General features: G+C 67.7%; 14 protein-coding genes. 6 read left to right on the top strand and 8 right to left on the bottom strand.

The features are described from left to right. Positions 1-150 precede the first annotated feature (150 nt). Positions 151-1,440 (bottom strand): citrate synthase, encoded by a 1,290-nt coding sequence (locus OH809_RS27975; RefSeq protein ID WP_406515790.1) that lies wholly within the window; start codon positions 1,438-1,440, stop codon positions 151-153. A 129-nt stretch (positions 1,441-1,569) separates the two neighbouring features. Further along, complete coding sequence (locus OH809_RS27970; RefSeq protein ID WP_406515789.1) at positions 1,570-3,870, bottom strand: ATP-dependent RecD-like DNA helicase; 2,301 nt, start codon at positions 3,868-3,870, stop codon at positions 1,570-1,572. Positions 3,871-3,949: 79 nt separating this feature from the next. On the opposite strand from OH809_RS27970, the gene OH809_RS27965 reads away from it, so the two are divergent. Next, entirely contained in the window at positions 3,950-4,249 is a 300-nt protein-coding gene (locus OH809_RS27965; protein WP_359107039.1) for a hypothetical protein, read from the top strand. Beyond that, positions 4,246-4,716: a hypothetical protein gene (locus OH809_RS27960; protein WP_406419595.1), complete on the top strand. Its 471-nt coding sequence runs from the start codon at positions 4,246-4,248 to the stop codon at positions 4,714-4,716. Before OH809_RS27965 ends, OH809_RS27960 begins: the two co-directional genes overlap by 4 nt. A gap of 139 nt (positions 4,717-4,855) precedes the next feature. On the opposite strand, the gene OH809_RS27955 is transcribed toward OH809_RS27960, so the two are convergent. Further along, the gene (locus OH809_RS27955) at positions 4,856-5,209 is read right to left on the bottom strand and encodes a hypothetical protein (RefSeq protein ID WP_406515788.1); all 354 of its coding nucleotides are present in this window, start codon (positions 5,207-5,209) and stop codon (positions 4,856-4,858) included. Further along, on the bottom strand, positions 5,206-5,490 hold the full coding sequence (locus OH809_RS27950; protein WP_406419599.1) for a hypothetical protein: 285 nt from the start codon (positions 5,488-5,490) through the stop codon (positions 5,206-5,208). Before OH809_RS27950 ends, OH809_RS27955 begins: the two co-directional genes overlap by 4 nt. Positions 5,491-5,628: 138 nt before the next feature. Between OH809_RS27950 and OH809_RS27945 the strand changes: the two genes are divergently transcribed. Together OH809_RS27945 and OH809_RS27940 are read left to right on the top strand one after the other, a co-directional pair. Then, positions 5,629-6,468 carry a Scr1 family TA system antitoxin-like transcriptional regulator gene (locus OH809_RS27945; protein WP_406515787.1) on the top strand — a complete coding sequence of 280 codons (840 nt, stop codon included), beginning with the start codon at positions 5,629-5,631 and terminating at the stop codon, positions 6,466-6,468. Beyond that, positions 6,440-6,664, top strand: a complete 225-nt coding sequence (locus tag OH809_RS27940) for a DUF397 domain-containing protein (RefSeq protein WP_406515786.1) — start codon at positions 6,440-6,442, stop codon at positions 6,662-6,664. The genes OH809_RS27945 and OH809_RS27940 overlap by 29 nt, the downstream gene beginning before the upstream one ends. A 291-nt stretch (positions 6,665-6,955) precedes the next feature. Here the strand turns inward: OH809_RS27940 and OH809_RS27935 are convergent, their stop codons facing one another. The 4 genes from OH809_RS27935 to OH809_RS27920 all read right to left on the bottom strand — a co-directional run bounded on the left by OH809_RS27935 (position 6,956) and on the right by OH809_RS27920 (position 11,054). Further along, on the bottom strand, positions 6,956-7,771 hold the full coding sequence (locus OH809_RS27935; RefSeq protein ID WP_406515785.1) for an ABC transporter permease: 816 nt from the start codon (positions 7,769-7,771) through the stop codon (positions 6,956-6,958). Positions 7,772-7,809: 38 nt separating this feature from the next. Then, positions 7,810-8,694, bottom strand: coding sequence for an ABC transporter permease (locus OH809_RS27930; protein WP_406515784.1), 885 nt, complete (start codon positions 8,692-8,694; stop codon positions 7,810-7,812). 13 nt (positions 8,695-8,707) lie between these two features. Next, complete coding sequence (locus OH809_RS27925) at positions 8,708-9,910, bottom strand: ABC transporter substrate-binding protein (RefSeq protein WP_406515783.1); 1,203 nt, start codon at positions 9,908-9,910, stop codon at positions 8,708-8,710. 106 nt (positions 9,911-10,016) lie between these two features. Next, positions 10,017-11,054 (bottom strand): ABC transporter ATP-binding protein, encoded by a 1,038-nt coding sequence (locus tag OH809_RS27920; RefSeq protein WP_406515782.1) that lies wholly within the window; start codon positions 11,052-11,054, stop codon positions 10,017-10,019. 113 nt (positions 11,055-11,167) lie between these two features. Here OH809_RS27920 and OH809_RS27915 point away from each other — a divergent pair, with 113 nt between their 5' ends. Both OH809_RS27915 and OH809_RS27910 read left to right on the top strand, forming a co-directional pair. Further along, on the top strand, positions 11,168-11,989 hold the full coding sequence (locus OH809_RS27915) for a FadR/GntR family transcriptional regulator (protein ID WP_406515781.1): 822 nt from the start codon (positions 11,168-11,170) through the stop codon (positions 11,987-11,989). A gap of 4 nt (positions 11,990-11,993) precedes the next feature. After that, positions 11,994-12,746, top strand: a complete 753-nt coding sequence (locus OH809_RS27910; RefSeq protein ID WP_406516289.1) for a cache domain-containing protein — start codon at positions 11,994-11,996, stop codon at positions 12,744-12,746. Positions 12,747-12,804 lie beyond the last annotated feature (58 nt).

Genomic DNA, 12,804 nt, shown 5'->3' with positions numbered 1-12,804 from the left:
GGATCGATGGCGGGGCGCTTCTCGCTGCGTGCGGGGGCGGGCCGGGTACGCGAATCGCCCCGGACACCGCGCTCTGTGCGAAAGCGCGGTACGCGGGGCGAAGGCAGCCCGGCCGCAGCGGCCGGGGTGGTGCAGGGGGTGCTACGGGATTCAGCGGCCCTCGACCGGGACGAAGTCGCGCAGGACCTCGCCGGTGTAGATCTGGCGCGGGCGGCCGATGCGGGATCCCGGCTCCTTGATCATCTCGTGCCACTGGGCGATCCAGCCGGGGAGCCGGCCGAGCGCGAAGAGCACGGTGAACATCTCGCTCGGGAAGCCCATGGCCCGGTAGATCAGACCCGTGTAGAAGTCCACGTTGGGGTAGAGGTTGCGCGAGACGAAGTACTCGTCGGAGAGCGCGTGCTCCTCCAGCTTCAGCGCGATGTCGAGCAGCTCGTCGGACTTGCCGAGCGCCGACAGCACGTCGTGGGCCGCAGCCTTGATGATCTTGGCGCGCGGGTCGAAGGACTTGTAGACCCGGTGGCCGAAGCCCATCAGCCGGACGCCGTCCTCCTTGTTCTTCACCTTGCGGATGAAGGAGTCGACATCGCCGCCGTTGGCCTGGATGCCCTCGAGCATCTCCAGCACCGACTGGTTGGCGCCACCGTGCAGCGGGCCCCACAGCGCCGAGATACCGGCGGAGATCGAGGCGAACATGTTCGCCTGCGAGGAACCGACCAGACGCACGGTGGAGGTCGAACAGTTCTGCTCGTGGTCCGCGTGCAGGATGAACAGCTTGTCGAGCGCGGAGACGACGACCGGGTCCAGCTCGTACTCCTGGGCCGGGACCGAGAAGGTCATGCGCAGGAAGTTCTCGACGTACCCGAGGTCGTTACGCGGGTAGACGAAGGGGTGACCGATCGACTTCTTGTACGCGTACGCGGCGATCGTCGGCAGCTTGGCCAGCAGGCGGATCGTCGAGAGGTGGCGCTGCTCCTCGTCGAACGGGTTGTGGCTGTCCTGGTAGAACGTGGACAGCGCGCTGACGACCGAGGACAGCATGGCCATCGGGTGGGCGTCGCGCGGGAAGCCGTCGAAGAACCGCTTGACGTCCTCGTGCAGCAGCGTGTGCTGGGTGATCTCGTTCTTGAAGGTCGACAGCTCGTCGACCTTGGGAAGCTCACCGTTGATGAGCGTGTACGCGACTTCCAGGAACGTCGAGCGCTCGGCGAGCTGCTCGATGGGAAAGCCGCGGTACCGCAGGATGCCCTTCTCGCCGTCGAGGTAGGTGATGGCGGATTTATATGCGGCGGTGTTGCCGTATCCGCTGTCCAGCGTCACCAGGCCGGTATTTGCCCGGAGCTTCCCGATGTCGAAGCCCTTGTCGCCGACGGTGCTGTCGATCACCGGGTAGGTGTACTCGTCATCGCCGTACCGCAGTACTACAGAGTTGTCGCTCACGTCATCCCTCACCGACGTAGTGCCTCTTCTTCGAGGTTCCCTGACTGTCTCCACCCTCCCCCATTTGGCTCAGGAGAGTGCACTCGGGGTCGTCCATTGGACCTACTGGCGGCACTCAGTGCCGCCAAGTTACTCATCCTGCCCCCTTGACTCCGGTTCCGGAAGGGCTCCGTGATGTTTGCCACCGATTTGATCGATCATTTTTTCCGCTGATCCTCCGCCCGACCCTCCGCGCAACCGGTAATCCAGCGCCGTACAGCGTCTGCCTGCGGAAACCGTGCGGACCGCCTGGCCGATCGCCTGCCGGGAGCCGACCAGCACGACGAGCTTCTTGGCCCTCGTCACGGCCGTGTACAGCAGGTTCCGCTGGAGCATCATCCAGGCGCTCTTGGTGACGGGGATGACGACGGCCGGGTACTCGCTGCCCTGGGAGCGGTGGATCGTCATGGCGTACGCGTGGGCCAGCTCGTCCAGCTCGTCGAAGTCGTACGGGATCTCCTCGTCCTCGTCGGTGAGGACCGTCAGCTGCTGTTCATCGAGGTCGAGCGAGGTGACGACGCCGACCGTGCCGTTGAAGACGCCGTTCTCCCCCTTGTCGTAGTTGTTTCGGATCTGGGTGACCTTGTCACCGACCCGGAAGACCCGGCCGCCCATCCGTTTCTCGGGCAGGTCGGGACGGGCCGGGGTGATGGCCTGCTGAAGGAGTCCGTTGAGCGTGCCCGCGCCGGCCGGACCGCGGTGCATGGGGGCGAGGACCTGGACGTCACGCCTCGGGTCGAGGCCGAATTTGGCCGGAATACGACGGGCGGCGACGTCCACCGCGAGGACGCCCGCATCCTCCGTCTCGTCCTCGACGAAGAGGAAGAAGTCGCTCAGGCCCTGGGTGAGCGGCGGCGTCCCGGAGTTGATCCGGTGGGCGTTGGTGACGACACCGGACTGCTGGGCCTGGCGGAAGATCGTCGTCAGCCGGACCGCGGGGACGGGTCCGCCCTCGGCGAGCAGATCGCGCAGCACCTCCCCCGCGCCGACCGAGGGCAGCTGGTCGACATCCCCGACAAGCAGCAGATGGGCACCGGGTGCCACGGCTTTGAGCAGCTTGTTGGCGAGCAGCAGATCGAGCATCGACGCCTCGTCGACGACGACGAGATCGGCGTCCAGCGGACGGTCCCGGTCGTAGGCCGCGTCCCCGCCCGGCCTCAGCTCCAGCAGCCGGTGCACGGTGGACGCCTCGGCGCCGGTCAGCTCGGACAGCCGTTTGGCGGCCCGCCCGGTGGGTGCGGCCAGAACGACCTTTGCGCGCTTGGCACGGGCCAGCTCGACGATGGAGCGGACCGTGAACGACTTGCCGCAGCCGGGTCCGCCGGTCAGCACGGCGACCTTCCGGCTGAGCGCGAGCCGCACGGCCGCCTCCTGCTCGGGGGCGAGCGTCGCCCCGGTACGACCGGCGAGCCACGTCAACGCCTTGTCCCAGTCCACGTCCTGGAAGGCCGGCAGCCGGTCCTCGGGTGTCCGCAGCAGCCTCTGCACCTGCGCGGCGAGAGCGACCTCGGCGCGGTGGAACGGTACGAGGTAGATCGCGGTGATCGGCTCGCCTCCCTCGGGCGACGGCACCTTCTCCCGTACGACGCCCTCCGGATCCTCGGCCAGTTCGGCGAGGCACTCAATGACCAGCCCCGTATCGACCTGGAGCAGCTTGACCGCATCGGCGATCAGCCGCTCCTCCGGGAGGAAGCAGTGCCCCTGGTCGGTGGATTGCGACAGCGCGTACTGCAGTCCGGCCTTCACCCGCTCCGGGCTGTCGTGCGGTATGCCGACGGCCTGGGCGATCTTGTCGGCGGTGAGGAACCCGATGCCCCAGACGTCGACGGCCAGCCGGTAGGGCTGGTTCTTCACGACGGAGATCGACGCGTCCTCGTACTTCTTGTAGATACGGACGGCGATGGAGGTGGAGACACCCACACCCTGGAGGAAGACCATCACCTCCTTGATCGCCTTCTGCTCCTCCCAGGCGGCGGCGATCATCTTCGTCCGCTTCGGCCCGAGCCCGGGGACCTCGACGAGCCGCTTCGGCTGCTGCTCGATGATGTCGAGCGTGTCGACGCCGAAGTGGGTGGTGATCCGGTCGGCCATCACCGGGCCGATGCCCTTGATCAGTCCGGAGCCGAGATAGCGGCGAATGCCCTGGATGGTGGCGGGCAGCACAGTCGTGTAGTTCTCCACCGTGAACTGCTTGCCGTACTGGGAGTGCGAGCTCCAGCGCCCCTCCATCCGCAGCGACTCGCCGACCTGCGCCCCGAGCAGCGAGCCGACCACGGTGAGCAGATCACCCGCGCCCCGACCGGTGTCGACGCGGGCGACGGTGTACCCGTTCTCCTCGTTGGCGTAGGTGATGCGCTCCAGCACACCTTCGAGGACGGCCATGTTGGACATGCCTCGACGGTACCCGGCAGGTACGACATCCCTCGCCTGACCCACGACACCCCGTAACACTCGGTGTTACCGTAATGGCATGGCAACCGAGCGCTTTTCGATCAGCATGCCGGCCGAAGTTCGGGACCGGATCAGAGAACACGCCGCAGACGCCGGACTCGACGTCTCCACGTTTCTCACGATCGCCGCACAAGCGCAGATGGACCAGCAGGACCGCGTCAAGAAGATCTTCAAGTCGTTCGAGGAGGCCCGCGCGGAGGCCGAGGAACAGGCGGGCACCGGCACCTGGGCAGGCGACGAGATCGAACTGACCAGAGAGGAACGGGCGGAGGTCGACGCGATCCTCGGCCGCCCCTCGCACGATGAGGCCGCCGCGTGAATGTCGTCGTCTACGACACAGGAATGCTGATGGCACTGGTGAGCCAGGACCGTCGGGCACACATCCTGCACAAGGGCTTCGTCGCGGCCGGCGGACACCAGCCGGTCGTCCCTGGTCCGGCCCTCTCGCAGGCCTGGCGAACGAGCCCGAAAACCGCCTACGCCTGGAAGCGCCTTCTCGCCGACGTCGTCGTATATCCAGCAGTCAGGGCCCGCTGCCCCGCGGACCTGATGCCCCGCTGCCTCCCCTGTGCGGGGGGAATGGCCATCGCAGGCTGGAAAACGATCGGCGACATGATCGGCGCGGCCGCACTGCCCCCCAAGAAACGACCCGACCCGGTGGATGCCCTGGCCGTCCTCATCGCGGCCGTCCACGGAGGAGGCAGCGTGCTCACCTCCGACACCGACGACATCGAGGCGTACGCCGCCACACTGCCCGAAGCCGATGTCTCGGCCGTAGCCGTCTGACTCGCGGGTCCGGGCAGGGACACTGACTCGTGCGCGGCCTGGAAATGGCCATCCGTAAGCTCCCGTACTGTCACATGTTCTCTGAGCTGCGTGAACAGGTTTGGCGACAGTCCGGGAGCTCGCCAAGCGGCTTACCGACTCACGGGTTGTTGATGTCCGGTTCTCGGTGTCCCGGCATGTCGTTGTCCGGAACGTGCCCACTCGCGTTCAGTCGCGCCCCTCGGCTCTCCGCGACCCGCTTGACCTCCTGCAGCGACTCGCTCAGCCGGCTGGCGAGGAAGTGGAGCTCCACCTCTGTGACCCGTCGGTCCGCCAGCAGGTCGGCGGCGTGGCCGAGCAGGTCGCCCGCCATGCCGAGTTGGACGCTCTCGACGCCGTCCGCCATCCGTGACACATAGCCGGCGCCGTCCCCCAGGAGGTAACACGGCTTGCCCTCCGACTCCGTCCAGGGCAGCAACCTGAACGTGTGGTGTTCGCACGGCTCCCCGTTCACGCGGCGGCCTCGGCTCCGCGGAGGGGCCGGGGCCCGACGTCCACACCGTGCACGGCGAGCCACAGCGTGCGCCGCCGACGCCGCGCCTCGGTCATCTGCCGCTCGTGCGCTACGAGATACGGACGGACCAGCGGGCTGTCCTCCCCACGCGGCGGACGCTCACCGGTACGGCGGGCGGTGGGGCCGGCCACGTACACGCAGGAGTACGGATGGACGGTGTCGGGGACCGGGCGCACCAGCCGCACCAGCGACTCGGTGAACCGGCGGACGAGATCCTTCATGTCGGCGTGCTCTCCCTCTGATTACCCACGAACGGATGCGTTCTGTAGCGAACTCATCACAGAGTGAGGCCGGGCGTGGCTACGCTCCAGGGGTTCGGGCTTGACAGCCCGCCGGTCAGAAAGGGGAGTTGGGGCCGCATGGCGATGAACCGCAAGCCGCGTACGCCGAGAGAGAAGTACGGGGAGGAGCTGAGGCTACGGCGGACAGCGGCGGGGCTGACTCAGGAGGCCCTGGGTGATCAGGTGGTGTGCTCGCCGACGCTGATCAGTCATTACGAGGCGGGGCGGCGACTGCCGAAGCCGGATGACGCGCACCGCCTCGACATCGCGTTGAAGACTGACGGCTTCTTCGTCCGCTGGTTGGGAGACTTGGATTCGAAGTTCGCCCGGTACTTCGCGGTGGCCGCCGAGTTGGAGCGCGAGGCTACGGAGATCCGCCAGTACGCCGCGTCTCTCATCCCTGGCCTACTCCAGACGGAGGGATATGCCCGTGCCGTGTTCCAGGCATATCTCCCCAACTACCGTGCGGAAGAACTTGACGAGTTCGTTGTCAACCGCATGGAGCGCGGTCGGCTACTCAGTAAGTCGTCGACTCCAATTGCCTGGACACTGCTCGACGAGTCGGCACTCAGGCGCTGCGTCGGCGGGCCGCGCGTCATGGCGGAACAGCTGCGCAAAGTGGCGGACATGGCCGAGTCCGGTCGTCTGCGTCTGCACGTGCTGACTTTCGCATCGGGAGCACACGCACTCCTGGAGAGCATGGTCTACCTGCTGAACTTCGCGGATGCCGCTCCGGTCGCGTACGTCGAGGGTCTTCAAACTGGACATCTGATGGATGATCCGGCGCTGGTTGACGCCTGCCAGACGGCCTACACTCTCGCCTTGGGCGACGCGGCCCCGCATCAGGAGTCAGTGACCCTCGTTAGAGCCATCGCGGAGGAGCACGAACATGCACAGCACCGAGCCCACCATCACTGACGCCAGGGCGCTGACCGGGTGGCGCAAGTCCAGCTACAGCGGCGGCGGCAACGGAGAGTGCCTTGAGGTCGCCGACGGCTACGCCGCCATCCCCGTTCGCGACAGCAAGACCCCGAACGGCCCCGCGCTCGTCTTCTCCGCCGACGGCTGGTCGTCGTTCGTCGCGGCGGTCAAGGGCGACCGCATCGCGGTCTGACGCGTTTCGTGCCTCGCAACCGATCGACCACGGCGAACGGATGCGGGGCATTGTCACGCACCTCCGAGAAACTCCTCACGCAGGGCCGGATCGCGTAGCAGCCCCAGCACGTCATCCTCGCCGTCGAAAAGACTCTCGGCGACCGGGAGGGCGGACTGGTGGAACATCGCGGCCAGTACCCGTTCTCCTCGTTCGCGTACGTGATCCGCTCCGGGCCCCCTTCCGATGAAGGCGACCCGGGCGACGGCCTTGGTGCCCAGGAAGCTTCTTGAGACGTGGGCGCCGCTCCTCTCAGATACGACTGCCGGAGGCGGTGTCCGACGACAGCCGTTGGGCGAGATAGATCGGTATGACGGAGAGCAGGACCAGGACGGCGGCGACGACGTTGACGACGGGTGCCTGTTGGGGCCGGGCCATGTTGGAGAAGATCCAGACGGGGAGGGTCTGGACGCCGGGCCCTGCAGTGAAGGTCGTCACGACGATCTCGTCGAAGGAGAGTGCGAAGGCGAGGAGCCCGCCCGCGACGAGCGCGGAGCGCACCAGCGGGAAGGTGACGTCGACGAACGTACGGAAGGTGTGCGCCCCGAGGTCCATGGCGGCCTCCTCGTACGATCCCGGCATCCGGCGCAGCCGGGCGATCACGTTGTTGAAGACGACCACGATGCAGAAGGTGGCGTGTCCGACGATGACGGTGAACAGGCCGAGGCCCACGCCGAGCGGTTCGAGGATCGTGCGGAAGGCGGTGTTGAGCGCGACGCCGGTGACGATGCCGGGCAGCGCGATCGGCAGGACGACCACGAAGGAGATGGCCTCGCGTCCGAAGAACTTGTAGCGCTGGCAGGCGAAGGCGACGAGCGTGCCGAGGACCAGGGCGATCGCGGTCGCGCCGAGCCCGGCCCTGAGTGAGGTCCACAGCGCGCTGCGGGCGCCGGAGCTGTGCCAGGCATCGACCCACCAGTCGAAGGTGAGTCCGGGCGGCGGCCAGCCCGAACTACGGTCCGGGTTGAGGGAGTTGACGAGGACCAGGAACAGCGGGACGTAAATCACCGCGAAGCCGAGCCCGGCGGCGATGCGCACGGTGATGCGCGCGGGGCGGGAGAGATTCATCGTAGGGACCTTCGCTGTGCGTGATGCGATGCGGACCGTCAGAGGCTGCTGAGGGCTCCGGTGCGGCGCACCGCGAGCAGATAGAGCACGATGATGACCACCGGCACTGTGCCGAGCGCGGCGGCCAGCGGCAGGTCCAGAGTGATGTTGGAGTAGACGAGATTGCCGATGAGCTGGGTCTTGCCGCCGACGATCTGCACGGCGATGTAATCGCCGAGGCTGAGCGAGAAGGTGAAGACCGAGCCGGCCGCGACGGACGGAAGGACCATCGGCAGCACCACGGCGCGGAAGGTTCTGCCGGTGCGGGCGCCGAGGTCGGCGGAGGCGTCCAGGAGGTTGGCCGGGAGCTGTTCGAGCCCGGCGTGGATCGGCAGGACCATGTACGGCAGCCACAGGTACGTCAGCACGAGGACGGTCGCGGTCAGACCGTAACCGGGCCCTTTGATGCCGAGCGGCCCCAACAGCCAGTCGAGCAGACCGCCTTGGGCGAGGATGAGTCGCCAGGCGTACGCCTTGACGAGGTAGCTGGCCCACAGCGGAGTGAGGATCGCCACGACGAGGAGCGGCCGCCACCTGGGCTGCGCGATGCGGGCTGTGTAGAAAGCGACGGGGAAGGCGATCAGGACACACAGCACGGTGACCGCGAGGGCGACGCCGACGCTGCGCAGGGCGACCTGCCGGTAGACGTCGGTGGTGAACAGCGCGGTGAAGTTGTCCGTGTTCCAGATCTTCACCACGTTCGAGGTGAAGGCGTCCGTGGTCCAGAACGCGGACAGGAACAGCACGGTGAGCGAGCCGAGGTAGGCCAGGACGAGCCAGGCCAGCGGCGCGGAGAGCAGCAGGGACAGCTGCAGCCGGGGGCGTCGGTGCAGGATCCCGGCGAGCCGCCGGACGGGTCCGGCGGCATGCGCGGTGTCGGTCATCGGCGGGTAACCCTCAGCCCTTGATCTCGGTCCAGGCCTGGACCCACTTGGCGTAGGGCACGCACTTGGTGTCCGTGCGTCCGTCCACGCACTGCGGGATGGGTGTGGTCCAGAAGTGGACCTGCTTCCAGTACGACTCATCGGCCGCGTGATACGTGGTGCAGTGGTTCTTGTCGGCGGTCTCCGCACACGCCTTGGCGTTGGAGGGGGCCTCGCCGAAGTACTCGGCGACCTGTGCGTTCACCTTCGGGGAGACGATCCAGTCCATCCACTTGTAGGCGCAGTTCGGGTGCTTCGCCTTCGCGGAGATCATCCAGGTGTCGGACCAGCCGGTGGCGCCCTCCTTGGGAAGGACGGCCTCGACCGGGACCTTCTCGGCCTGGGCGGTGTTCAGGATGACCTGCCAGGTGGTGCCGACCACGGAGTCACCGCTCTTGAAGGCGGAGACCTCCTTGAGGTAGTCGCTCCAGTACTCGCCGACGTTCGCGTTCTGCTCCTTGAGCAGGGCGACCGCGGCGTCGAACTGCTTCTGGTCCAGGGCGTACGGGTCCTTGATGCCGAGGGACGGCTTGCTCTTCATCAGGTACAGGGCGGCGTCCGCGATGTAGATGGGCGAGTCGTACGCCGTGACCTTCCCCTTGTACGCCGAGGACTTGTCGAAGACCGCGGACCAGGAGTCGGGTGCCGGGGAGACGTTCTTCGTGTTGTACATCAGGAGATTGGCGCCACGGCCGTGCGGGATGCCGTAGGGGACACCCTTGACCGAGTTCCACTGCTGGTCCTTGAGCCCGGAGAAGACATCCTTGTAGTTGGGTACCAGCCCGGTGTTGACGGGTGCGGCGTCGCCGGACGCGATCAGGCGCAGCGACGCATCGCCGGAGGCCGAGACCGCGTCGTACTGGCCGGTCTTCATCAGGCTGACCATCTCGTCGGAGGTGCCCGCGGTCTTGGTGTTGACCTGACAGCCGGTCTGCTTCTCGAAGTCGGTGACCCAGTCGACCTTCGGGTCGTTCGAGCCGTCCTCGGCGTACCCGGCCCAGGCGATCAGGTTCACCTGCCCCTCCGTCTTGCCGAGGGACTTCTGCGCGGCGAGCTTCGGCGGGGTGAAGCCGCTGCCGCCGGGCGATGTCCCGGCGGTGTCCGAAGAACCGCAGGCGGTGGCAAGGAGCAGGGCGCCGAGCGCGGCCGCTGCTCGGGACGTTCGGTTCAGACGCACAGGGATCTCCACGGACGGGGGTGGAAGGGCGGGGAAGGGTGTGTGCGGGTGTGTACGGTCACCGGACTTCAGGGGCCCGGAGGTTGTGTTGCGCGTGTCCGCGCGGTCACCGGGTCCCAGGGACCCTGAAGTTGTGCCGTTGGTGCCACTGGAGCGTGACCCGGGAGCCGCGGAAGGCGGCGACGTCCTCGGACGAGGTCTCCAGGTTCTGCTGGAGGGCGGTGAGCCGGCCACCCGCGTCGAGGTCCACCAGGAAGCGGGTGGCGTCCCCCAGGTAGACGACCTCCGCGACGGTGCCGGTGGCGCGGGAGTGCCGCGGCTCGTCGGCGAGTGCTGATTCCTTGAGTACGCGGATCTTCTCCGGCCGGATGCTGTACGTCGCCCGGTCGCCCACGACCTGCTCCGCGGCGTCGTCGGTCAGCAGGTTCGACGTACCGACGAAGCCGGCGACGAACGGCGTGGCGGGACGTTCGTATATCTCGGCCGGAGTGCCGACCTGCTCGACGCGCCCCTGGTTGAAGACCGCGATCCGGTCGCTCATCGTCAGCGCCTCCTCCTGGTCGTGGGTGACGAAGACGAAGGTGATGCCGACCTCGCGCTGGATCGCCTTGAGCTCGACCTGCATCTGCTCGCGCAGCTTGAGGTCGAGGGCGCCCAGCGGCTCGTCGAGCAGCAGCACCTTCGGCCGGCCGACCAGGGCGCGGGCCAGGGCCACGCGCTGGCACTGGCCTCCGGAGAGCTGGGACGGGCGGCGCGTGCCGAAGTCCGCGAGACGTACGCTCGCCAGAGCCTCCCTGGCCTGCTTCAGACGCTCGGGCTTGGGCACTTTGCGGACCTTGAGGCTGTAGGCGACGTTCTGCTCCACGGTCATGTGCGGGAATAGCGCGTAGTCCTGGAAGACGGTGTGCACGTCGCGCTCGAAGGGCGCCAGACGGGTGACATCGGAGCCCGCGAGCTCGACGGTTCCGCTGGTGGGGGCCTCGAACCCGGCGATCATCCGGAGCACCGTGGTCTTGCCGGAGCCGGACGGTCCCAGCATCGAGAAGAACTCGCCGTCCGCGATCTCCAGTTCGACTCCGGCCACGGCCTCTGTCCTGCCGAACGTCTTGCGCAGGTTCTGCAGCCGAATGGCCATTCCCTCCATGGGCGGGAACCTTTCTGGTGCTGTCGGGAGTTGGCCGTAAACATATGAAGTCATAGTTCTAATTTCAAGGCCCCGCTAAGGTAAAGGCTGTGCCAACTGGCAAGGTGGTGATCGTGAACCGAGACAAACCCGGCGCCCGCAGAGTCGTCTTCACGCCCGTCGACACCCTGGCCCGCGTGGACGCCGTCGTGCGGCGGCTCGGTGACGCCATCGACCTCGGACTGCTCGCCGACGGCGAGCAACTCCCCGGCGAGACCGACCTTGCGGCCCAGCTCGGCGTCTCCACCGTGACCCTGCGGGAAGCCCTGATGGCCTTGCGGCAGCAGGGGCTGGTCACCACCCGCAGAGGGCGTGGCGGAGGCAGCTTCGTCACCGTGCCCGACGGCCCCGCGGAGGACCGGCTCCTGGCCCGTCTCGCCGAGTGGAGCACCGAGGAACTCCGCGATCTCGCCGACCACTGGGCGGCCGTGTCCGGGACCGCCGCCCGGCTCGCGACCCAGCGCACCGAGCCCGATGATCTGCAGCAACTGCGCAGGTCTCTAGGAGAGTTGGTGGACACCAAGGACTCCGGGGCGCGCAGTCGCATCGTCGGGCGCTTCCATGTCGAGCTGGCCGCGGCCGCCCAGTCCGCCCGGCTGACCAGGGAAGAGGTCACTCTCCAGACCGAACTGGGGGCACTGCTGCGCCTCCCGCTCGGCGAGGACGAGCACCTCAAGGACTCCGTGGATCGTCACCGCGCCGTAATCTCGGCCGTGCATGATGGGGCGGATGACCGTGCCAGGGCCCTGGCCGAACAATGCGTGCAGGCCTCCATGGCGCGCCTGATCGAACTCCGCCTCGGCTCTGCCGACGGTGCGCGCGGTCCACGTCCGAAGGAGGCCCCCGATGGGCAACAGTCCCCGCCTCGCAAGCGAGGCCGGACCGGTCCTACGTGACGAGATGGCCGCCGCCTATGCGGCCGCCCGTGTCCGTGACGCGCTTGAAGGAGTCTTCGACGCCGTGGCCAGGACTGCTGCGGACACCGAGGCGGTGCTCGCCCCGGACGTCGCGGGCGGCCGCCGTCCGGTCTCGGCCGATCTGGCCGCGCTCCGCCCCGGCCTGCATGCCCGCCTCGCCCAGTACGAACTGGTCTCGGGGCTCGGCTTCGTCGCGGCGCCAGGACTGCTCGACGACGTACCGGCGTGGCTCGAGTGGTGGCAGACCGCCGTGGACGGGTCCGTGCATCCGCTCTTGCTCGACCTGGACCCGGAGCACTCGCCGTACTCCGACTACACCCACTGGGACTGGTACACCCTGCCCCGCGACACCGGGCAGCGGGCCGTCGCCGGGCCGTACGTCGACTACCTCTGCTCCGACGAATACAGCCTCACCCTCTCCGCACCGGTGACGGTCGGAGGACACTTCATGGGAGTTACGGCTGCCGACGTCTACCTGCGGCGCTTCGAAGCGGTCGTCATGCCCCTGCTCCAACGCCTGCCGGAACCCGCCCGCCTGGTGAACGCCCGCGGCCGGGTCGCCGCCTCCACCGACCCTCACCACCTGGTCGGCTCACTCGCCAAGGACCCGATCTTCGCGACGGTACTAACCGGCCGGACCACCGGCATCGAACACGGCGGACTCCAACTACGGCCCTGTGATGGCGTTCCGCTCATCCTGGTGACAGCGAATCCCACCGCGCCACGCTCCGCGTAAGCGCAGGCCGGGCTGGAGCCGCTGGCACCAATGCTCGAGGACGCCCGGCTCGCCCGCT

This window comes from Streptomyces sp. NBC_00873 (assembly GCF_045207415.1).
Classification (GTDB): domain Bacteria; phylum Actinomycetota; class Actinomycetes; order Streptomycetales; family Streptomycetaceae; genus Streptomyces.
The sequence above is the reverse complement of the archived record's forward strand: the minus strand, read 5'-3'. Positions and strand labels throughout refer to the sequence as shown.